The following is a 17,653-nucleotide window of genomic DNA, read 5'->3' as shown; positions in this document are numbered from 1 at the left end:
GTGCGTACTCCTTGAAGAGAACATGGGTGGGATCACAGAACCTTGGAGAGGAACGCGCGGGTGCGCTCGTGCTTCGGATCGTCGAGTACGTCGCCGGGGGCGCCCTGCTCGACGATCCGTCCCTCGTCCATGAAGACGACGGTGTCGGCGACCTCGCGGGCGAAGCCGATCTCGTGCGTGACGACGATCATCGTGGTGCCCTGGCGCGCCAGGTCCTTGATGACGTCGAGGACTTCACCGACCAGCTCGGGGTCGAGCGCCGAGGTCGGCTCGTCGAAGAGCAGCAGCTTCGGCTCGAGGGCCAGTGCGCGGGCGATGGCCACCCGCTGCTGCTGCCCGCCGGAGAGCTGCTTGGGATACGCCCCCGCCTTGTCGGAGAGCCCGACCCGGGCGAGGAGCTTCTCCGCGGCGGCGACGGCTTCCCTCTTCGGGCGGCCGAGGGCGGCGACCGGGGCCTCGATGATGTTCTCCAGCACGGTGAGGTGCGGGAAGAGATTGAAGTTCTGGAAGACGAAGCCGATCCGGGTGCGCTGTCGCAGGACCTCGCGCTCGCGGAGCTCGTACAGCTTGTTGCCGTCCCTGCGGTAGCCGACCAGGGTGCCGTCGACGCTGATCCAGCCGTTGTCGACCTTCTCCAGATGGTTGATGGTGCGCAGGAGCGTGGACTTGCCGGAACCGGACGGGCCGAGAACGACGGTCACCTCTCCGGTGCGCACGGACAGGTCGATGCCGCGCAGCACTTCGAGGCTGCCGAAGCTCTTGTGGACGGAGCGGATCTCGACCATGGCGTTGGCGTCCGTGGATCCGTTGGTGTCGGTGGTGGTGCTGCTCATCGCGCGGCCCCCTTGGCGTAGTGACGTTCGACGTAGTGCTGGAGGACGGAGAGCACGGTGGTCAGGAGGATGTACCAGACCGTCGCGACCATCAGCAGGGGCACGACCCTGCCGTTGCGTCCGTAGACGACCTGGACCTGGTAGAAGAGTTCGCCGATCGCCATCACGGAGACGATCGAGGTGCCCTTGAAGAGCGAGATGATCTCGTTGGCGGCGTTCGGCAGGATGGAGCGCATCGCCTGCGGGAGCACGATCCGCCGCAGCTGCCGGTGCCGGGGAATCCCGAGCGCGGCGGCGGCCTCCAACTGGCCGCCGTCCACCGCCAGTACACCGCCGCGGACGATCTCCGCCGCATAGGCGGCCTGGTGCAGCGCCAGTCCGAGGACGGCCGCGCTCATCGCGCCGACCAGATTCATCGTGTCGAAGGAGAAGAAGCCGGGCCCGAACGGGATGCCGAACTGCAACTCCTTGTAGAGATAGGCGAGGTTGAACCAGAAGAGCAGCTGGACGATGAGCGGGATGGAGCGGAACGCCCAGATGTACGCGTAGGCGACCGCGCTGAGGAACGGGCTGGCCGACAGCCGCATGAAGGCGAGCACGATACCCAGGGCGAAGCCGAGGACCGTACCGTAGAAGGTCAGCTGAAGGGTGACCCAGACGGCCTTGAGGATGGTCTCGCCGGTGAAGAACTGGACGAAGACGTCCCACTCCCAGCCGGGGTTGGTGACCAGACCGTGCAGGAACTGGGCGAGTACGACGGCGGTGGCTGCGACGGCGACCCAGCGCCAGGGGTGGCGTACGGGGACGACGGTGAGCGTGTCGTGGTCGGCGGCAGTGGGCGCGGCGGCAGGTGGTTCTGTCGATTTGCCGATGGGTGGATCGCTGGTGAGGGACATGAGAGGTCCTTGAGCTGCAGGTGTACGAGGGTGGGGGCGGGGGCTTTGCGCGGGGTCGCGGTCAGGCGCCGAGGGGGCCGTCGCTACAGGCGAGGTCCCGGAGGAAGGTGAGCGCCGTGCGCGCGGTGGCATCGTTCTGCCGGAAGGCCGGGCCGCCGGTGCGCGGCCGGGTGAAAGCTCCGCCGGCGCGCGCGGTGGTGAACGGGCCGAGTGCGAAGCGGCGCGGGTGCGGGCGGCCGTCGCGGCCCAGGATCCGGCCGTTGTCGGGGGCGACCGAGAGCAGCCCGGTGGCGGTGGCGGTGGCCCCGTCCTCGTACAGCCCCTGGAGCAGCGGGCTGCGGGTGCGTTCCAGCGAGGGGTCCGGCAGCCGGGCCTCGACCAGGGCGCGGGCCTCTATCCGCTGCCCGGGCACGGTGGCGCTGCCGGCCCGGAAGACGCCGCGCCGTTCATCGGCCTCGACGGTCATTCCGGCGCCGAGGAAGCGGACGACACCGGCCCGGGACAGCGCGAGGAGCTGGTGCAGCCGGGGTCCCGGCGGGCCGGAGGCGAGGTAGCTGAAGAAGCCGTGCCACCAGCCGCCGATGTCGCCGAGCCGGCTCAACTGCCCGTAGGCGGACAGCAGTCCGAGGAAGACGGCGAGGTCCGGGCTGTGGGCGGGGTCGTGGCGGCGTTCCAGATCGGCGGTGATGTAGCCGCGCAGCCCCTCCTGCAGTGCGTCGTACGAGGGGTAGCGCACCCCGTCCAGGGGGTGGTCGAGCGCTTCGAGGTCGAGCCGGTCGGCGGGGTCGGGGACGGCGGCCGAGACGAGGGCGCGCAGCTCGGTTCCTGCTGGGTCCGCGGCGGCGTACTTCGCCTCGAAATCGGGCCAGTCGGCCGTCGTGCGCTCGGGGTGCGCGGTGAAGAGCCGGTGGTAGTGGGCGTAGCCGAGCTCCTTGTCGACATGTGGCCACACATCGCGCCGGAAGTCGACCGGCTCGTCCGTCTTCAGCAGCGCCTCGGTCCGGTCCGGGCCGAGGAAGCGCGGCAGGGGCGGCCGTTCGCCCTGCCAGGCATAGCCGATCTTGGAGTGGTACGGGACACCCCGGCGCGATCCGATGTGGAGCACGGGTTCCCTGCCGGACGGCACGTACTCGCCGTTCTCGTACCGTCCGCCGCGGCCCTCGGTGAGCAGCACCATCAGATCGACGAAGGCGAGTCCGAAGCCGCGGACTATGACCGGTTCACCCGCGGGCAGGCCGGTCAGATCGGTGTCCGCGGTGAAGTCGGGCGGCAGGTGGACGAGTCCGTGCCGGTCCGCGAAGTCGGCCAACTCGACTTGTTCCGGCTCGGGTTCGGCGTCGAGGTGGCCGATGGCGACGGCGACGAGATCGGCGAGGACCGGCTTGTCACGGCCCGCCAGCCAGACGCGCTGGCGGCCTTCGCGCGGCCCGGTGACACGTACGGCCCGGCCGCGGTGCCAGTGGACGGTGATGCCCTTCGGGAGTGCGGCCACGGCCTGCTCGTACACCCAGCGCAGATAGACGCTCTGCAGTCGCCTGCTCGGGAAGTCGCCTCCCTCCAACGTCTTTATCTCGGCACGGAGTTCGGGTTCGATGCCGGCCTCGTCCGGGAGCGTGAGGCGTCCGTCCCGGATGTCCGCCGCCCAGGTGTGGAGCGCGGGCCCCGGGCGTATCGGCCCCTCCTGCTGGACCGTGTCGTCGGTGAACATCGTGACGTCCTCGGCCATGGAGTTCATCCAGAGCAGCGGCGACTGGTCGTGCCGCCAGATCCGTCCGCCGCCCGGCGGGTACGGGTCGACGAGATGGATGTCCAGCGGGCGGCCCTCGTACAGGTCCGGGGCGTTGGCGGCGATGCGCTCGATGAGGCCGGTGCCGCGCGGTCCGGCGCCGATGACGACGAGCGTCGGTGCCGGGCTCATCGGGCGCCGGCCGTGCCGCGCGCGTAGTGCCGCTCGATGTAGTGCTGGCCGATGCTGAGCAGCGAGGTGACGACGGCGTACCAGATGGTGGCGACCAGCAGCAGCGGAATGACCTGGTAGGTGCGGTGGTACACGAGCTGCACCGAGTACAGCAGGTCCTGTACGGCGATGATGCTGACGATCGAGGTGCCTTTGAGGGTGCCGATGAGCATGTTCCCGGCGGGCGGGACGATGGAGCGCATCGCCTGCGGCAGCACGATCCGGCGGAGCCGGCGCCAGGGTCCGAGGCCGAGCGACTGGGCGGCCTCGATCTGTCCGCGTTCGACGGAGAGGATGCCGCCGCGGACGACTTCGGCGGCGTACGCGGCCTCGTGCAGGGTGAGCCCGATGACGGCGACCGTGACGGGGCCGAGGAGGTTCACCGTACGGACGCCGAGGATCTGCGGGTAGAGCGCGCCGATGTTGAACCAGAACAGCAGCTGGACCAGGATCGGGGTGGACCTGAAGAGCCAGACGTATCCCCAACTGACCGCTTGCAGAACGCGGTTGCTGGAGAGTCTGAGGACGGCGAGCAGCGTGCCGAGGGCGAAGCCGAGCACCATGACCAGCGCCGTGAGCCAGAGGGTGAGGCCGAGGCCGCGCAGGACCGCGGTGGTGGTGAAGTAGTCGCCGACGACATCCCATTGGAAGGCTTCGTTGCGGATGACGGAGTTCAGCGCCAGGGCGAGGAGCGCCAGGGCGACGACGGCTGCCGCCCACTGTCCTGTCCGGCGTACCGGGACGATCCGGAGCCGGTCGGCATCGTTGCTCTTCGTGAGTGGGGCGGGGGGAGGCGGAGGGCGGGTATCTGTCTGCGCGGACATGCGAAGGCTCCGTGGATGCAGAGATCGAACACGGGACGTGCCTTCAGCAGAAACACAACGTGGACCGGGCCCCTCAGCACCGGTCCGCCTTCGAGGTAAGCGCTGTTCACTGCATGTTGTCAAGCTTGTCCACACTGTGAGTCGTACGTCTCAGTTCAGTTGACGGACCACCGGATGCCTGCTCCACTTGGGCCATGTATTCGCAGCAGTGGCTGGTCAAGCGCTCCCACATCGACTTCGGTCGCGTGTGGTCCTCCTCCTGTTGAGCTGACCCCCTGCGTTTCCTCGCGTCTCTGCCTCGCGCCGTGTGCGGCGCCTGAGCACTGTTCCCTGCGTGTCTTCGCGTACACAACATCGCTTCCCCCTCCCCTCGCTCCGCTGTTTTCCCCAGCTCCGCCGATTTCCTTCGCCACGACCGTGGTGTCGCTGCGCGCTGCCCTGCTGCCGCGCTTGTGCGCCTGTGCACGGCCGACGACCCTGGAGAACCACGCCTCATGCCCCGAACCCGGCACTCCGCTGCCTTCGCGCTGATCACTGTCGCCACTCTCGCCCTCACCGCGTGCGGATCCGGCGATCCGGCGGCCGCACCGGCCGGCGCCGCCGGGACCGCGGCCGCCAAGGGAAAGGTCCCGACGACGGATGTCGTGTCGTCGGTGCACAAGGACGAGGCCGCGGCGAAGCTGCTGCCCGCCGATGTCCGTGCCTCCGGCACCTTCACCATCGCCTCCAGCATCGGCAATCCGCCCGGCGCCACCTACCTGGAGGACGGGAAGACGGTGGCCGGTACGGACATCGACTTCGCGGACGCGGTGGCCAGGAAGCTCGGGCTGAAGCTGAAGCGCGAGGTGGCCTCCTTCGAGGCGATCCTGCCGGCGCTGGGCAGCGGGAAGTACGACGTGGGCACCGGGAACTTCGGGGTGACCGAGGAGCGCCGCAAGACGATCGACTTCGTCACGTACATCAATGACGGCCAGGGCTTCGCGGTCCGCGACGACAGCAAGCTGAAGAAGGTCACCGATCTCACCCAGCTCTGCGGCCTGACCGTGGGCACCGGCGCGGGCACCACCTTCGAGGTGACGCTGGAGGAGAACAGGCACCTGTGCTCCGACGCGGGCAAGAAGCCGTACGAGGTGAAGACCTACAGCGACCAGGGTGCGGTCTGGAGCTCGCTCCAGCAGGGTCGCAGCGATGTGGTGATGTCGACCATCAACGGGCTGCGGTACGCGGTGGATCAGCAGGAGGGTGTGCGCTTCCTCAATGAGTTCAAGCGCCTCGACGTCGGCTTCGCCTTCAAGAAGGGCACCCCGCTGGCGCCCGCCTTCCAGGCCGCGGTGAACGGCCTCAAGGCGGACGGCACCTACGACCGGATCCTGAAGAAGTGGGGCATCAGCGCGTCTGCGATCAAGACCTCGCAGATCTCGCCGCCCGAGATCAAGTGACCCGGCCGGCACCGGGGCCGGGTCCGCCAAGTCCGGGGCCCGGCCCGCGCCGGGCCCCGCCTCAGCAGCTGCAGTCGCACCCGCAGTCGCAGCAGTCGCACGAGTCGCAGCAGTCCCCGCAGTTGCTGCAGCAGTCACACGCGTCGCAGCAGTCGCCGCAGTCGCACTGACTGCACAGTCCCTCGCGGCGCTGATGGCTCCATGGGTCGTTGAAGGTGCCGCAGCACATCTGGCAGGTGCAGGCCAGCCCCGCCCACACCAGGCAGCCCACGATCAGACCGCGCCGGTCGCGCGGTGGCTCGGGCGGGGGCTGCGGCGGGCCTGCAGGGCTGCCGGGGCCCGGCGCGTACGGATTGCCGGGCGGCGGCCCGAAGGACCCGGCCTGCCGCACACCCGACGGAGGGACGACTCCGTCCAGGACCATGCCGCCCGCCTGGTGCGAGCACGCCGTGGTGCCGAACGCCCGGTCCACCGACTGCCGCAGTTCGTGCACCAGCAGCACATGGGCCAACTTGTCGTCGGTGAACTCCGCGTCGCGCAGCGCCAGCCGTACGCCGCGCAGCGCGTCGTCGCAGAGCCGTCGGGCCTCGGCCCGCGAGGTGCCGGTCGCGGTGAGCGGGTTCCAGGCACCCGACGCGGCGTCAGCTTCCTGGTCCTCCACGGCGTCCAGCAGATGTGCCAGGCGTCCGAAGAGGCGGCCGGCCTCGGCCAGCGGCTCCGCGTTCTGCGGCTTGCCCGCGAGTATCGCGGTATGGGCGAAGGCGGCCGCGGTGGCGGTCTCGGTGGGCTCGGTGACCGTGAGCAGCGGGGTGCCGGGCCCGGCGAGCAGCTCGATGCCGGTCTGCCGGTCGACGGCGTCGACGAGCAGCGCCGTGTCGAAGCCGAGCTGTGCACCGGTGCGCGCACCGGCCCGGTCCCAGCCCGCGGCGACCCGGCGCGCTGCGGCGGCGGCCGGGCGGCGCTTCAACAGGCCGTCCCGGTCGGCGACGTGGTCCCGTACCTTCGCCGATGCCAGCACCAGGGAGACAGCGGCGGCCAGCCTGGCTCCCTCGCCACGGGCGACCGGGGCGGTCCGCATGGCGCGCAGCGGGCAGGGCCCCGCGGTACGTCGCCATCCAGTGGTGCGCTCGGACTGAGCCTCCGTCAGAACCGAGACGATCAGACCATCGTAGTTCGTGACAATCCGGGCGAACTGCCCGTGATCGGAGCGAAGCGCGAGACAGAGCCCGCAGAGATGGGCCATCCACTCGGCCCTGAGCCCCTCGGACAACCGGTGGGCACAGGGCCTGACGATTCCGAACACGACGATCCCCCGGGAGTCGTTCACCTGTGCGCCGCGCTCGTGCGCATGCGCGACGTGCATCGTATCGAGCACCCCATTCACCCGTACGTCCCCCATGTCACCCGTACGGACCGGCACATCGTATTTTCTTTCTTTCAGGCCCCTAATGCAGGAGGAACCTTGACGAACCGCCACATCTTCTGCACCAGTACCGTCACGAATCCCCTGCGCGCCGACTATCCACTTGGCGCACGATCCGCATCATGGACGACCATAGGGATACGAAAGAGATGCGGAACACCACGGAACCGCGGTGAGAGGAGGCGTCCATGGGATCGGTGCGCAAGGCGAGTGCCTGGCTGGGCCTCGTAGAGGACAACGACGAGCGGTACTACGACGACGACGAGTACCCCGAGGGTGCGCAGACCGGGACCGGTCAGGCCTGGGTGACCGACCCCCGGGTGCAGGTGGCCTCCGAGGCGGCCGTGGAGACGGGCCGCCGGATCGCCACCGTCACTCCGGACAGCTTCCGGGACGCGCGGGCCATCGGCGAGCTCTTCCGGGACGGCGTCCCGGTGATCGTCAACCTCACGGCCATGGACCCCTCCGACGCGAAGCGTGTCGTGGACTTCGCGGCGGGGCTGATCTTCGGACTGCGCGGCTCGATCGACCGCGTGGCCACCCGGGTCTTCCTGCTGACCCCGGCCGACACCCAGGTGGTCAACGGCGAAGCCGCCGGCCGGCCGGCCGACGGCTTCTTCAACCAGAGCTGAGCAGGGCGCTCGCCGGACCGGTCTACCGGAACGCATCGAGGCCGGTGAGCGCCTTGCCCAGCACCAGCTGGTGCATCTCCACGGTTCCTTCGTAGGTGAGCACCGACTCCAGATTCGTCGCATGGCGCATCACCGGGTACTCCAGCGAGATCCCGTTGGCGCCGAGGATCGTGCGCGAGGTACGGCAGATCTCGATCGCCTCCCGCACATTGTTGAGCTTTCCGAAACTGACCTGTTCCGGACGGAGCCTGCCCGCGTCCATCCGCCGGCCCAGATGGTGGGCGAGCAGGATGCCCTTGTGCAGTTCCACGGCCATGTCCGCGAGCTTGGCCTGGGTGAGCTGGAAGCCACCGATCGGCCTGCCGAACTGCTCCCGGGTCTTCGCATAGTCGAGGGCCGACTCGAAGCTGGCCCGCGCCGCGCCCATGGCTCCCCAGACGATGCCGTAGCGGGCATGGCTGAGACAGCTGAGCGGGCCGCGCAGACCGGTGACCCCCGGGAGTACGGCATCGGCCGGCAGCCGTACCTCGTCGAGGACCAGCTCGCTGGTGACCGAGGCGCGCAGGGACCACTTGTGCTTGATCTCCGGCGCCGAGAAGCCCGGGGTGCCGGTCGGCACGACGAACCCGCGGATTCCGCCGCCCTCGCCGCCCTCGTCGGTCTGCGCCCAGACGACGGCGACCCCGGCGACCGAGCCGTTGGTGATCCACATCTTGCGGCCGGTGAGCACCCAGTCCTCGCCGTCGCGCTTGGCGTACGTCCGCATCCCGGCCGGGTCGGAGCCGTGGTCCGGCTCGGTGAGGCCGAAGCAGCCGATGATCTCGCCGGCCGCCATGCCCGGCAGCCACTGCTGCCGCTGCTCCTCGGAGCCGAAACGGTGGATGGCGTACATCGCGAGTGATCCCTGTACGGAGACGAGGGAGCGGATTCCCGAGTCGGCCGCTTCGAGTTCCAGGCAGGCCAGTCCGTACTGGACGGCGGTGGCGCCCGCGCAGCCGTATCCCTGCAGGGACATGCCGAGGGCGCCGAGCGATCCGAGCTCACGGGCCAGCTCGCGGATACCGGGCAGCTCGCCGTTCTCGTACCACTCGGCGATGTGCGGCAGGACTCGGTCGGTGGCCCAGTCGCGGACGGTGTCGCGGATCGCGAGGTCCTCGGCGCTGAGCAGATCGTCGATGCCGATCGGGTCGGCGGGGTCGAAGGGCGGGATCTTCGAGGACGGAGTGGTGGACATGAGAGTGCCTCCGGCGGCTCACACGATGCTAAAACTAGCAGTGTTAGTCATGGCGTCGCACCGACGTTACGGCTCAGTGTCCCGCCCGTCCAGAGCCGGTCGCCTCAGCGGGTCGGCGCCGGGCAGGTCGCGAAAGCGGCCGCTGCGTACGGCCCGCGGCGGGCGCCTCGCGCGGACCATGGAATTCGGCCTCTCGGGGTTCACGGACACCCGGTGCCGGGCACTCCATTGACGGGCACTCCATCACCCGCGGCAGCCGCAGCGCGGCAAGCGCTCCGAGCAGCAGCAGCGCCGCACTGACCAGCAGCGTGACATGCAGCCCGGTGATGAAGGAATGGCGGGCCGTGGAGCGCAGCACCTCGCCCAGCGGACCGCCCAGCCGGTCCGCCACCTGGTAGGCCTCACCCAGCGAGTGGGAGGCGGCCGCACCGTCCCCGGCAGGGACGCCCTCTTCGGGAAGCTTCGCGAGTCCGGGGGTGTAGGCGGCGTTCATGACGCTGCCGAGCAGGGCGATCCCCATGCCCGCGCCCAGCTGGTAGGAGGTCTCGCCGATCGCCGCCGCACCGCCCGCCCGTTCGGCGGGGGCCTCGCTGAGCATGGATTCGTACGCCCCGAAGAGCGTGGACTGCAGTCCGAAGCCGAGTGCGACGAAGGCCGCGGTCAGCAGACCGGGCCGGTCGTGCTGCCCCATCGCGGTCAGGATCAGCACGGAGCCGGCCGTGAGCACGAAGCCCCAGCCGACCATCCGGCGCGGCCCGATGCGGCGCAGGGTGTACGAGCCGGTGGCGCCCGCGGCCATGGCCGCGAAGGTGAGCGGCAGCAGCCGCAGACCGGTCTGAAGCGGACTCAGGCCGAGGACGAGCTGGAGGTACTGCACGGCTATCAGTTCCAGCCCGACCAGGGCCAGCATGGCGAGGACGATGCAGCCCACCGCGGTGGAGAAGGCGGGCCTGGCGAACATCCCGATGTCGATCAGCGGATGCGTGCGGCGCTTCTGGCGGCGCACGAAGGCTATGAGCAGTACGGCCCCGATCAGCAGCGGGGCCAGTGTGGCGGGGCTCAGCAATCCCCCACCGGTGCCCGCCCGCTTCACTCCGAGGACCACACCGAGCACGCCGGCCGCGGCCATCAGTGCACCCAGCACATCCCACGGGCCGTCGTTGCTGCCGCGTGACTCGGGGAGCAGCAGGCGGCCGAGCGGCAGGACCAGAGCCATCAGCGGAATGTTGATCAGAAAGACCGAGCCCCACCAGAAGTGCTCGACGAGGAAGCCGCCTATGACGGGTCCGATGGCGGCGCCGACGGCGGCGACCGCGGTCCAGACGCCGATCGCCACGGCTCGTTCGCGCCGGTCGGGGAAGACCTGCCGGAGGATCGACAGCGTCGCCGGCATGATCATCGCCCCGCCGACACCGAGCAGGGCACGTGCCGCTATGAGTACGCCGGGGCTGTCGGCCATCGCGGCGATCGCGGAGGCGACACCGAAGAGGGCGTAGCCGAGCAGCAGAACGCGTCGCCGTCCGACCCGGTCACCGAGGGTGCCGAAGAGGATCAGCAGTGAGGCGCAGACCAGTGGATAGGCATCCACGATCCAGAGCAGACCGACGGCGCTGGGCCGCAGGTCCTCGGTGACGGCGGGGACGGCGACATGGAGCACGGTCGCGTCGAGCGCGACGAGCAGAAGACTGAGGCAGAGGACGACGAGGACGACCCATCGATTGGCACCGTCGGCGGCTGAGCGCAGCCGGATTCGGGCTGTGGTCGTCCCGGACATGCATGTACCTCCCAAAAGGTCCCTCGCGCTCGGCAGGCCAGCCGGGGATGCAGCGGTTCGCTGTCCCTCGGGGCCCGGCATCGACGGGCGAGTGATCCGTCAGCGTACGCGAGTTCGGAGCACTCACACGTGGTCCACCTCATACCCCGATGGACCGTGGAGTGTGGCGTACGCCACGCCGAGCCGCCGCTCGGAGCCCGCTCGGAATCGCACGGACGGCCTCCGCACCCGGCACAGAAGGTACTCGGCGTCACTCCCGGAGCACGCGCCGGGCCTGCATCGACAGCGGTCGGTAACCGGACAGACACCGTCCGTTTCACCTCTCCGAGAGGCCGGAGAAATTCATACCGGCACCTCCTGCGCATTTCTGTCCGCACCCAAACACCCTTCCGAAATGAGTGCGAAATCAATAGTGCAGAGACCCTCGGATACGCTTCTCCGAGTCGGGAATTAAGGCCCGGCTGAGACATAGTCCACATCACATCGTCATCACAAAGAGACCGGATCGACCTGTTCGCGCACTAACTCGCTGTAACGTCGATTGGGTGCGTACCGACATCTTTGCCCGCCTGGACCGGGAGCCGGAGCCGCCGAAGATAGAGCCACCGCGGATGAGCCGTCACCGCATCGCTCTCTTCTGCGGGGCGTTGGCGTTCTATCTCGCCATCGTCGTTGCCGTGCTGGTCTCTTCCTGGCTGGTGACCCTGGACTGGAAGGTCATGCTCTTCCGGCCGTATCAGCAGTGGCCGGAAATCCATGCCTTCCTCGACTACTACATCGTGCTCGGCCAGCGCGGCCCCACCGCCACCATGGTCGCCTGCTGGCTCGGCTGGCGCTCCTGGCGGCAGCACACACTGCGGCCCCTGCTGACGCTCGGCGCCTCACTGCTGCTGCTCAATGCGACGGTCGGCGCGGTCAAGATCGGCCTGGGGCGGCTCGGCCCGCACTACGCGACCCAGATCGGCTCCGCGGAGCTCTTCGCCGGCGGCGATATATTTCCGTCGGGCCACACCGCCAACGCGGTCGTGACCTGGGGAATCCTCGCCTATCTGGCCACCACCCCGCAGGCCAGGCGCTATCTGTCGGCCGCGTCGGCGATCGTCTCGCTCGGCGTCGGGCTCACCACCGTCTACCTCGGCACGCACTGGCTCAGCGATGTGCTGCTGGGCTGGGTCGCGGGGCTGCTGATCCTGCTGGGCCTGCCCTGGGTCGAGCCGCTGATCACCCGGGCCGAGGCGTGGATCTTCGCCCAGCGCGAGAACCTGCGGGGACGCGGCCGTCCCGTTCCTTCCGTGCCCGTCGCGGCCGGAGGACCCCGGACCGTACTGCTCCCGCAGCTGGACGGCGGCGGCACCGTGGCGGAGAGCCCGGTGCTGGAGCCGGTCGCCGCGGGCGGACACACGGCGACCACAACGGGCACGGTCACGGGTGCCCGCTCGCGTGCACATCCGGCGCCCCCGTCGCATCAGGCGCATCTGGTGCGCTCGGAGCGGACCCCGGTCACCCCGGCCGGCAGCCGCCGCCCGCCGCACGCGGACCGTACGCCACGCGGCGGCTCGGCCCCGTCCCGCCCGATGACCGGCGGCTGAACACCCCAGGACCGGCTGGGCCGGTACGCACAGCCGCTCCCCCGCACAGTGAAGGCCCCGACTTCGGTCGGGGCCTTCACTCATGTCCGGGGCGCGGGTCGCGGCGATCCTCAGCCCACCCAGCAGCGGGTGACGACGGCATCGGCGACCTCGAAGTTGATCCGCCCGCTCCGGAACTCCATGGTGATGATCGCGCCCGGCGGCAGGGATCTGACGGTGCTCCAGCCATGCCTGCGGGCCCGCTGTTCGGCCGCGTCGACGGCGAGGCCGACGTACGCACCGGGCGTGTCGTCGGGCTGGGCGGGAGGGGTCGGTATGGGTGCCATGCCTCTCACCGTAGGCGGCCGCGGACCATGACGGAAGCCGGGGCGCCGACCGCCGCACGGCATCCTCACGTCCCTCGGCGGTCACGCTTGTGTCACAGGATCACGACACGCGTGCCACCTGAATCACGCCACCCGAACCTGCGGTCCAGGACCGGACACACAGTAATCACACAGCCCAGGAAATGATCATGCGGAAGGTCTGAAAACAAAACGGAATACCCCGTATCGAACAGCTGGAATTTCCGCATTGAATAGCCTCTGTAAATGAGCATGCCACCGGGAATTCACGCTTCCTTATGGCAGCCTTATCTTTTGGTCACAAAATCCGCGCCACGGGCCGGGGACGGCCGGCCCACTGCCGCCCGTATAGCGGACAACCCGAACCGTCTCCGTATGGGGACGCCGGTGGAAGCGCTCAGTCCAGGGCCCGGGACAGCCGGTCCCTGGCCGCCCTGATCGCGTCGTTGAGCTCCGGCGGTTCGACGACCTCGAAGTCGATCCCCAGCAGCATGACGTGGATGACCAGCACATCGAGACTCGCCGCCCCGGCGCGCAGCAGACAGCTGTCGGCGCCGTCCGCCTCCAGCACCCCGGAGGACGGCGAGATCCGTTCGGCCGCACGCTCGATCCCCACCTTCAGCCGGATCACCGCATGCGTCGCGTACACGGTGGTCGAGATTCCCTTCGAAACGTAGGCGGCCAGATCCTCTGCCGGTGCCTCGCGGGGGACGAATCTCGGGCCGTGCGGCGGCGTGGGCGTGATCCGGTCCGCGCGGAACGTACGCCAGTCCGCGCGGTCCAGGTCCCAGGCGACGAGATACCAGCGGCGCTCGGTGCACACCAGCCGGTGCGGTTCGACGGTCCGGCGCGATACGGAGCCGGAGTGGTCCCGGTACTCGAAGCGCAGCCGCTCGCTGTCCCGGCAGGCTCCGGCCAGTTCGGTGAGGACACCCGGATCGGCGGTGGACGCGCCGGGTCCGCGGAGCAGCGGCACGGTGAAGGTGTTCAGCGCGTTCACCCGGCGCCGGAGACGGTCCGGCAGCACCTGTTCGAGCTTGGCCAGGGCGCGTACGGAGGTCTCGCCAATACCCTCGACGCCGTTGCCCGCCGCGGTGCGCAGCCCGACGGCTACGGCGACTGCCTCCTCGTCGTCGAGGAGGAGCGGCGGGAGCTGGGCGCCGGCGCCGAGCTGGTATCCGCCGCCGGTGCCGGGGCTGGCGTTGACCGGGTAGCCCAGTTCACGCAGCTTGTCGACGTCACGGCGGACGGTCCGCGGGGTGACTCCGAGCCGTTCGGCGAGATCGGCGCCCGACCAGTCCCGGTGCGCCTGGAGCAGTGAAAGCAGGCGTAGCAGTCGTGCCGAGGTCTCCAACATGGGGCGAGTCTGCCAGGGGTTGCGGACAGCCTGCGTCCGCAACCCCTGCCGGTGGTCTACCGGGCCTGTGCCGGATCCGGTACGAGCCGTACGCACAGGTCGTTGGCGGCGGAGTAGCAAGGGGTGGCGCGGGCGCCCTCTCCTGCGCTGCGGCCCGGGTAGACGAAGCTGTTCTTGCGGTCCCAGACGTCGTCGAGGATGCGGGAGATCCGTACGCCGTCGGCCGGCTCCCCGGCGCCCGTCCCGGGGACCAGCCAGAGCGTCCACAGCTGCTGCTCGGTGACCGGCCCGGTGCCCAGCCCGTCGAGCGGGAGCGTGAAGGAGAACGTGCCTTCCTTCCCTGCGACCGGCACCCGGCAGACCCGGTCGGGGGCGCCTGCCAGTCGCGCCTCGACGCGGGCGTCGTCGCCGAGGCGGGTCCCGTACAGCCTGCCCTCGACGGTCATCCCGCCCCGGCCGAAAGTGACCGGCCCGGCCTCGGCGTGCGGTGAGCGGATCCAGCAGCGCACGGCGAGCCGGCCGTCGACGGTCGGGTACGGGATACGGACCGCGATCCGCCCGGTCTCCGGTGTGCGGTCCATGAGGAGCCGCACATCTCTGATTCCGGGCTCTACGGCAACCGCCCCGTCGTCGTCCGCGCCCGGCTCACGCAGACAGACGTCCCAGTAGCCTTCGGCGAGCGCCAGGGTGCCCGGCAGCACCGCTCGCAGCCGTCCCCCGCCGAGCGGGCTCAGGGGCAGCCGTACGGTGTCGCCGTCGCTGCCGGTGCCCTTGGCGCCGCGCAGCCGGAGAAGCAGTTCGGGCGCCTCCTCGTCCTCGCGGCGGCCGAGGCCGAGGTCGAAGGTGATCCCGCCGTCGGGGCCTGCGGTGCAGTCGGCTCGTGGCGCCCGTCGCTCTGCGGAGATGGTCATGCGGGCTTCCCCCTGCGGATGACATCGGCGGCCTTGTAGCGCAGGGCGTACGCCCCGTCCAGCACGGTGCCGCGGGCGCGGTGCAATGTGGTGCGCAGAGCGCCCTGCGAGCGGTCGCGCGGGGCTCGGGAGGAGAGTTCGGTGAAGAGCCGCTCATGGCGTTCGGCTATCCGTGACGGGTCGAACCGCTGCGACGCGGCCAGTGCGGCACGTCCCGAGCGGTGCCGTGCTTCGTCGTCGTCGATCAGACCGAGCAGAGCGTCCGCCACCGCCGCAGTGTCACCGACCGGCACCAGCCGTCCGTCGGTGCCGTCCTCGATGATCTCGCGGGGTCCGTGCGGACAATCGGTGGCGACAACGGGCAGGCCGCAGCGCATCGCCTCGACGATGGTCATGCCGAAGGACTCGCGGTCCGAAGTGACCGCGGCGATCGCTCCCTTGGGCCACTCGGCTTCCAGCGGGTTGACCGGACCCATGAGGAACACATGGTTGTGCAGGCCGAGTTCACCGATGAGCGTGAGCAGCGCCTGGCGTTCGTTCCCGGTCGCGTCGCCGCCGCCGTAGATGCGCAGCCGCCAGTCCGGACGGACGGCGGCCACGTCGGCGAACGCCCGGACGAGCAGGTCGTACCGCTTGACCTTGTGCAACCGGCCTGCGGCGATCACCCACTTGCTGTCGCCGTCGGCGGGCGCGATCCTCGGCGCGGGCACGCTGTTGGGAATGGACTCGATCCGTACGCCGGGCAGCTTGAGCCCGGTCCGGTAGGCGCGGGCGTCGGCCTCGGTGACGGTGGTGATCGCGTCGAGCAGGGCGTAGCGATGCCCGATCTCGCGGCGCAGCCGGTAACTGTGGCTGTCGAGGGTGAGGTGCTCCTGCCCGATCCGGACCGGACCGCGCCGGGCCTGCCTGCTGATCTGCACATTGAGCCCGGGACGGGTTCCGACCACGACATCCGCGTCCAGGGAACGCAGATGGTCCGCCACCCGCGCGTCGGTCAGCCTGCTGTACTGGCGGTACCTGCTGTCGCCGCGCGGGAACACGGTTGCGGGACGGGCGTGTTCGGCCGCGTCGCCGTCGTATGCCGGGCTCTTCTTCCGCAGGTCGACGAGGTGGCTCATGCGCACGCCTTCGGGTGCGCCCAGTGCGGGGACGTCACGGTGCCGGAAGACCGACACGATCTCGATGTCGTGGTGCCCGGCCAGCGCCCCGGCGAGATTGAACGTCGTACGGATCGTGCCCCCGACTCCGTAGGCGTTGTGGAGCAGGAAAGAAATGTGCATGAAACGCCATATCTCCCGGTTCGGCTGGTCAGTGGCGGGCGCCACTGACCAGGACGACGCAGACCGGTCGGCAGTTCACTCCCGGCATGGGCCAGTTTCAGCCACCTTCATGCTCACCTGTTTTCCTGATTTATCGATGTATTGGTGAACCGGTCCATGGCCGAGTCGACCACATCGCCATACGACCAATCAGGAGAAACAGGTCGCAATCGACCCCCCGAATCCTGAGATTCACCCTCTGCGTCGGATGGTTCGATTACGTTCCCTTTCTCGCGTGACCCCGGCCGCAGATCGCCCGTTGTCTTCTTCATGAGCCGGGAACCGCCCGGCGCACGCACCGAGTTCGAGGAGCCACCCGTGCCGCGCATGCTCGACGTCAGCGAGGACGTACGCGCCGAGATCGGCGACGCCGAAGCCGACCGGCTGCTCGTCGGCGACAACACCCCAGGCAGTTACGACTGCACCTCCTGCCGCACCCCCGGCGACTCCGAACAGGAACGCACCAGCACGGTGCTCTTCGTCGGTGACGAAACCGCTGTCCTCGCCTTCGCCCACGCAACCTGCATCCCCTCGCAGGTCGTCCAGGTCGCCGAGGAGCAGCTGCAGGGCGCCGTACGCAGCATCACCGGCAGCGACGCGGAGCGCCCTGAGCACCTTGAGGGCCTCAGCCCCGAACAGGCCGTCCTCGGGATCACCAGCGGCCTCGTCCTGATCGACGACGAACTCCACCCGGCCCTCGTCGTCGAGCCGACCGGCGCGATCGCCCGCCCGGGCACGGACGGCAGCCGGGGCGACGAATTCCTCCAGCTGCTGCTGGAGCAGGGCTTCCACCCGGTCCACCGGATGGACCAGACGCCCGCGGCGCTGCACGGCTGGTCGATCCTGCTCGCCATGGGCCAGCTGCACGCCGTGCTCCAGCCGGGCACCGGCGGCGGCGCCCCGGTCGCCTGGTGGCAGGCGCATGCGCCGCTCCAGGTCACCGAGGGCTGGCGAACCGCGGCCAACAAGTCGCAGACCGTGCTCGTCTTCGCCGCCCCGGCGGGGGCGATCGGCCAGCAGCCACGCGAGGACCTGCTGCGCGACGCCCTGGACAAGGCCGCCGCCGGCGGGCTCCTGGTCGCCGCGGCGATGCCACTGGCCGGGACCTGATCATGGCCGTC

At 69.8% G+C, this 17,653-nt stretch carries 15 protein-coding genes; 4 read left to right on the top strand and 11 right to left on the bottom strand.

Features of this window, described 5'->3' with window-relative positions:
* Positions 1–32: 32 nt before the first annotated feature.
* From ACGFU7_RS12690 to ACGFU7_RS12675, 4 genes are all read right to left on the bottom strand, one after another.
* Positions 33–785: an amino acid ABC transporter ATP-binding protein gene (locus ACGFU7_RS12690; protein WP_393695598.1), complete on the bottom strand. Its 753-nt coding sequence runs from the start codon at positions 783–785 to the stop codon at positions 33–35.
* Positions 786–829: 44 nt separating this feature from the next.
* Positions 830–1,729: an amino acid ABC transporter permease gene (locus ACGFU7_RS12685; protein WP_393695014.1), complete on the bottom strand. Its 900-nt coding sequence runs from the start codon at positions 1,727–1,729 to the stop codon at positions 830–832.
* Positions 1,730–1,790: 61 nt separating this feature from the next.
* Positions 1,791–3,647, bottom strand: a complete 1,857-nt coding sequence (locus ACGFU7_RS12680) for an FAD/NAD(P)-binding protein (protein ID WP_393695012.1) — start codon at positions 3,645–3,647, stop codon at positions 1,791–1,793.
* Complete coding sequence (locus ACGFU7_RS12675; RefSeq protein WP_393695010.1) at positions 3,644–4,510, bottom strand: amino acid ABC transporter permease; 867 nt, start codon at positions 4,508–4,510, stop codon at positions 3,644–3,646. Before ACGFU7_RS12675 ends, ACGFU7_RS12680 begins: the two co-directional genes overlap by 4 nt.
* A gap of 494 nt (positions 4,511–5,004) precedes the next feature.
* Between ACGFU7_RS12675 and ACGFU7_RS12670 the strand changes: the two genes are divergently transcribed.
* On the top strand, positions 5,005–5,949 hold the full coding sequence (locus tag ACGFU7_RS12670) for an ABC transporter substrate-binding protein (protein WP_393695008.1): 945 nt from the start codon (positions 5,005–5,007) through the stop codon (positions 5,947–5,949).
* Positions 5,950–6,010: 61 nt separating this feature from the next.
* Here ACGFU7_RS12670 and ACGFU7_RS12665 read toward each other — a convergent pair whose 3' ends face one another.
* The gene (locus tag ACGFU7_RS12665) at positions 6,011–7,252 is read right to left on the bottom strand and encodes a DUF5685 family protein (protein ID WP_393695596.1); all 1,242 of its coding nucleotides are present in this window, start codon (positions 7,250–7,252) and stop codon (positions 6,011–6,013) included.
* A 308-nt stretch (positions 7,253–7,560) separates the two neighbouring features.
* On the opposite strand from ACGFU7_RS12665, the gene ACGFU7_RS12660 reads away from it, so the two are divergent.
* Positions 7,561–8,004, top strand: coding sequence for a cell division protein SepF (locus ACGFU7_RS12660; protein ID WP_393695007.1), 444 nt, complete (start codon positions 7,561–7,563; stop codon positions 8,002–8,004).
* Positions 8,005–8,026: 22 nt separating this feature from the next.
* Here ACGFU7_RS12660 and ACGFU7_RS12655 read toward each other — a convergent pair whose 3' ends face one another.
* Positions 8,027–9,238: an acyl-CoA dehydrogenase family protein gene (locus ACGFU7_RS12655; RefSeq protein ID WP_393695005.1), complete on the bottom strand. Its 1,212-nt coding sequence runs from the start codon at positions 9,236–9,238 to the stop codon at positions 8,027–8,029.
* A 73-nt stretch (positions 9,239–9,311) separates the two neighbouring features.
* Entirely contained in the window at positions 9,312–11,012 is a 1,701-nt protein-coding gene (locus tag ACGFU7_RS12650; RefSeq protein WP_393695003.1) for an MFS transporter, read from the bottom strand.
* Positions 11,013–11,557: 545 nt separating this feature from the next.
* On the opposite strand from ACGFU7_RS12650, the gene ACGFU7_RS12645 reads away from it, so the two are divergent.
* Positions 11,558–12,601: a phosphatase PAP2 family protein gene (locus ACGFU7_RS12645; protein WP_393695001.1), complete on the top strand. Its 1,044-nt coding sequence runs from the start codon at positions 11,558–11,560 to the stop codon at positions 12,599–12,601.
* Positions 12,602–12,711: 110 nt separating this feature from the next.
* Here ACGFU7_RS12645 and ACGFU7_RS12640 read toward each other — a convergent pair whose 3' ends face one another.
* The 4 genes from ACGFU7_RS12640 to ACGFU7_RS12625 all read right to left on the bottom strand — a co-directional run bounded on the left by ACGFU7_RS12640 (position 12,712) and on the right by ACGFU7_RS12625 (position 16,493).
* The gene (locus tag ACGFU7_RS12640; protein ID WP_393694999.1) at positions 12,712–12,927 is read right to left on the bottom strand and encodes an I78 family peptidase inhibitor; all 216 of its coding nucleotides are present in this window, start codon (positions 12,925–12,927) and stop codon (positions 12,712–12,714) included.
* Between the two features lie 415 nt (positions 12,928–13,342).
* Positions 13,343–14,302, bottom strand: coding sequence for a helix-turn-helix transcriptional regulator (locus ACGFU7_RS12635; RefSeq protein ID WP_393694998.1), 960 nt, complete (start codon positions 14,300–14,302; stop codon positions 13,343–13,345).
* Between the two features lie 56 nt (positions 14,303–14,358).
* Positions 14,359–15,213 (bottom strand): transferase, encoded by an 855-nt coding sequence (locus ACGFU7_RS12630; RefSeq protein WP_393694996.1) that lies wholly within the window; start codon positions 15,211–15,213, stop codon positions 14,359–14,361.
* On the bottom strand, positions 15,210–16,493 hold the full coding sequence (locus ACGFU7_RS12625; protein ID WP_393694994.1) for a glycosyltransferase family 4 protein: 1,284 nt from the start codon (positions 16,491–16,493) through the stop codon (positions 15,210–15,212). The genes ACGFU7_RS12630 and ACGFU7_RS12625 overlap by 4 nt, the downstream gene beginning before the upstream one ends.
* A gap of 357 nt (positions 16,494–16,850) precedes the next feature.
* On the opposite strand from ACGFU7_RS12625, the gene ACGFU7_RS12620 reads away from it, so the two are divergent.
* Positions 16,851–17,642: a hypothetical protein gene (locus ACGFU7_RS12620; RefSeq protein WP_393695594.1), complete on the top strand. Its 792-nt coding sequence runs from the start codon at positions 16,851–16,853 to the stop codon at positions 17,640–17,642.
* The last annotated feature ends 11 nt before the right edge of the window (positions 17,643–17,653 follow it).

Source organism: Streptomyces sp. NPDC048473, assembly GCF_043200155.1.
GTDB lineage: Bacteria > Actinomycetota > Actinomycetes > Streptomycetales > Streptomycetaceae > Streptomyces.
This window is presented reverse-complemented; position numbering and strand designations above follow the sequence as displayed.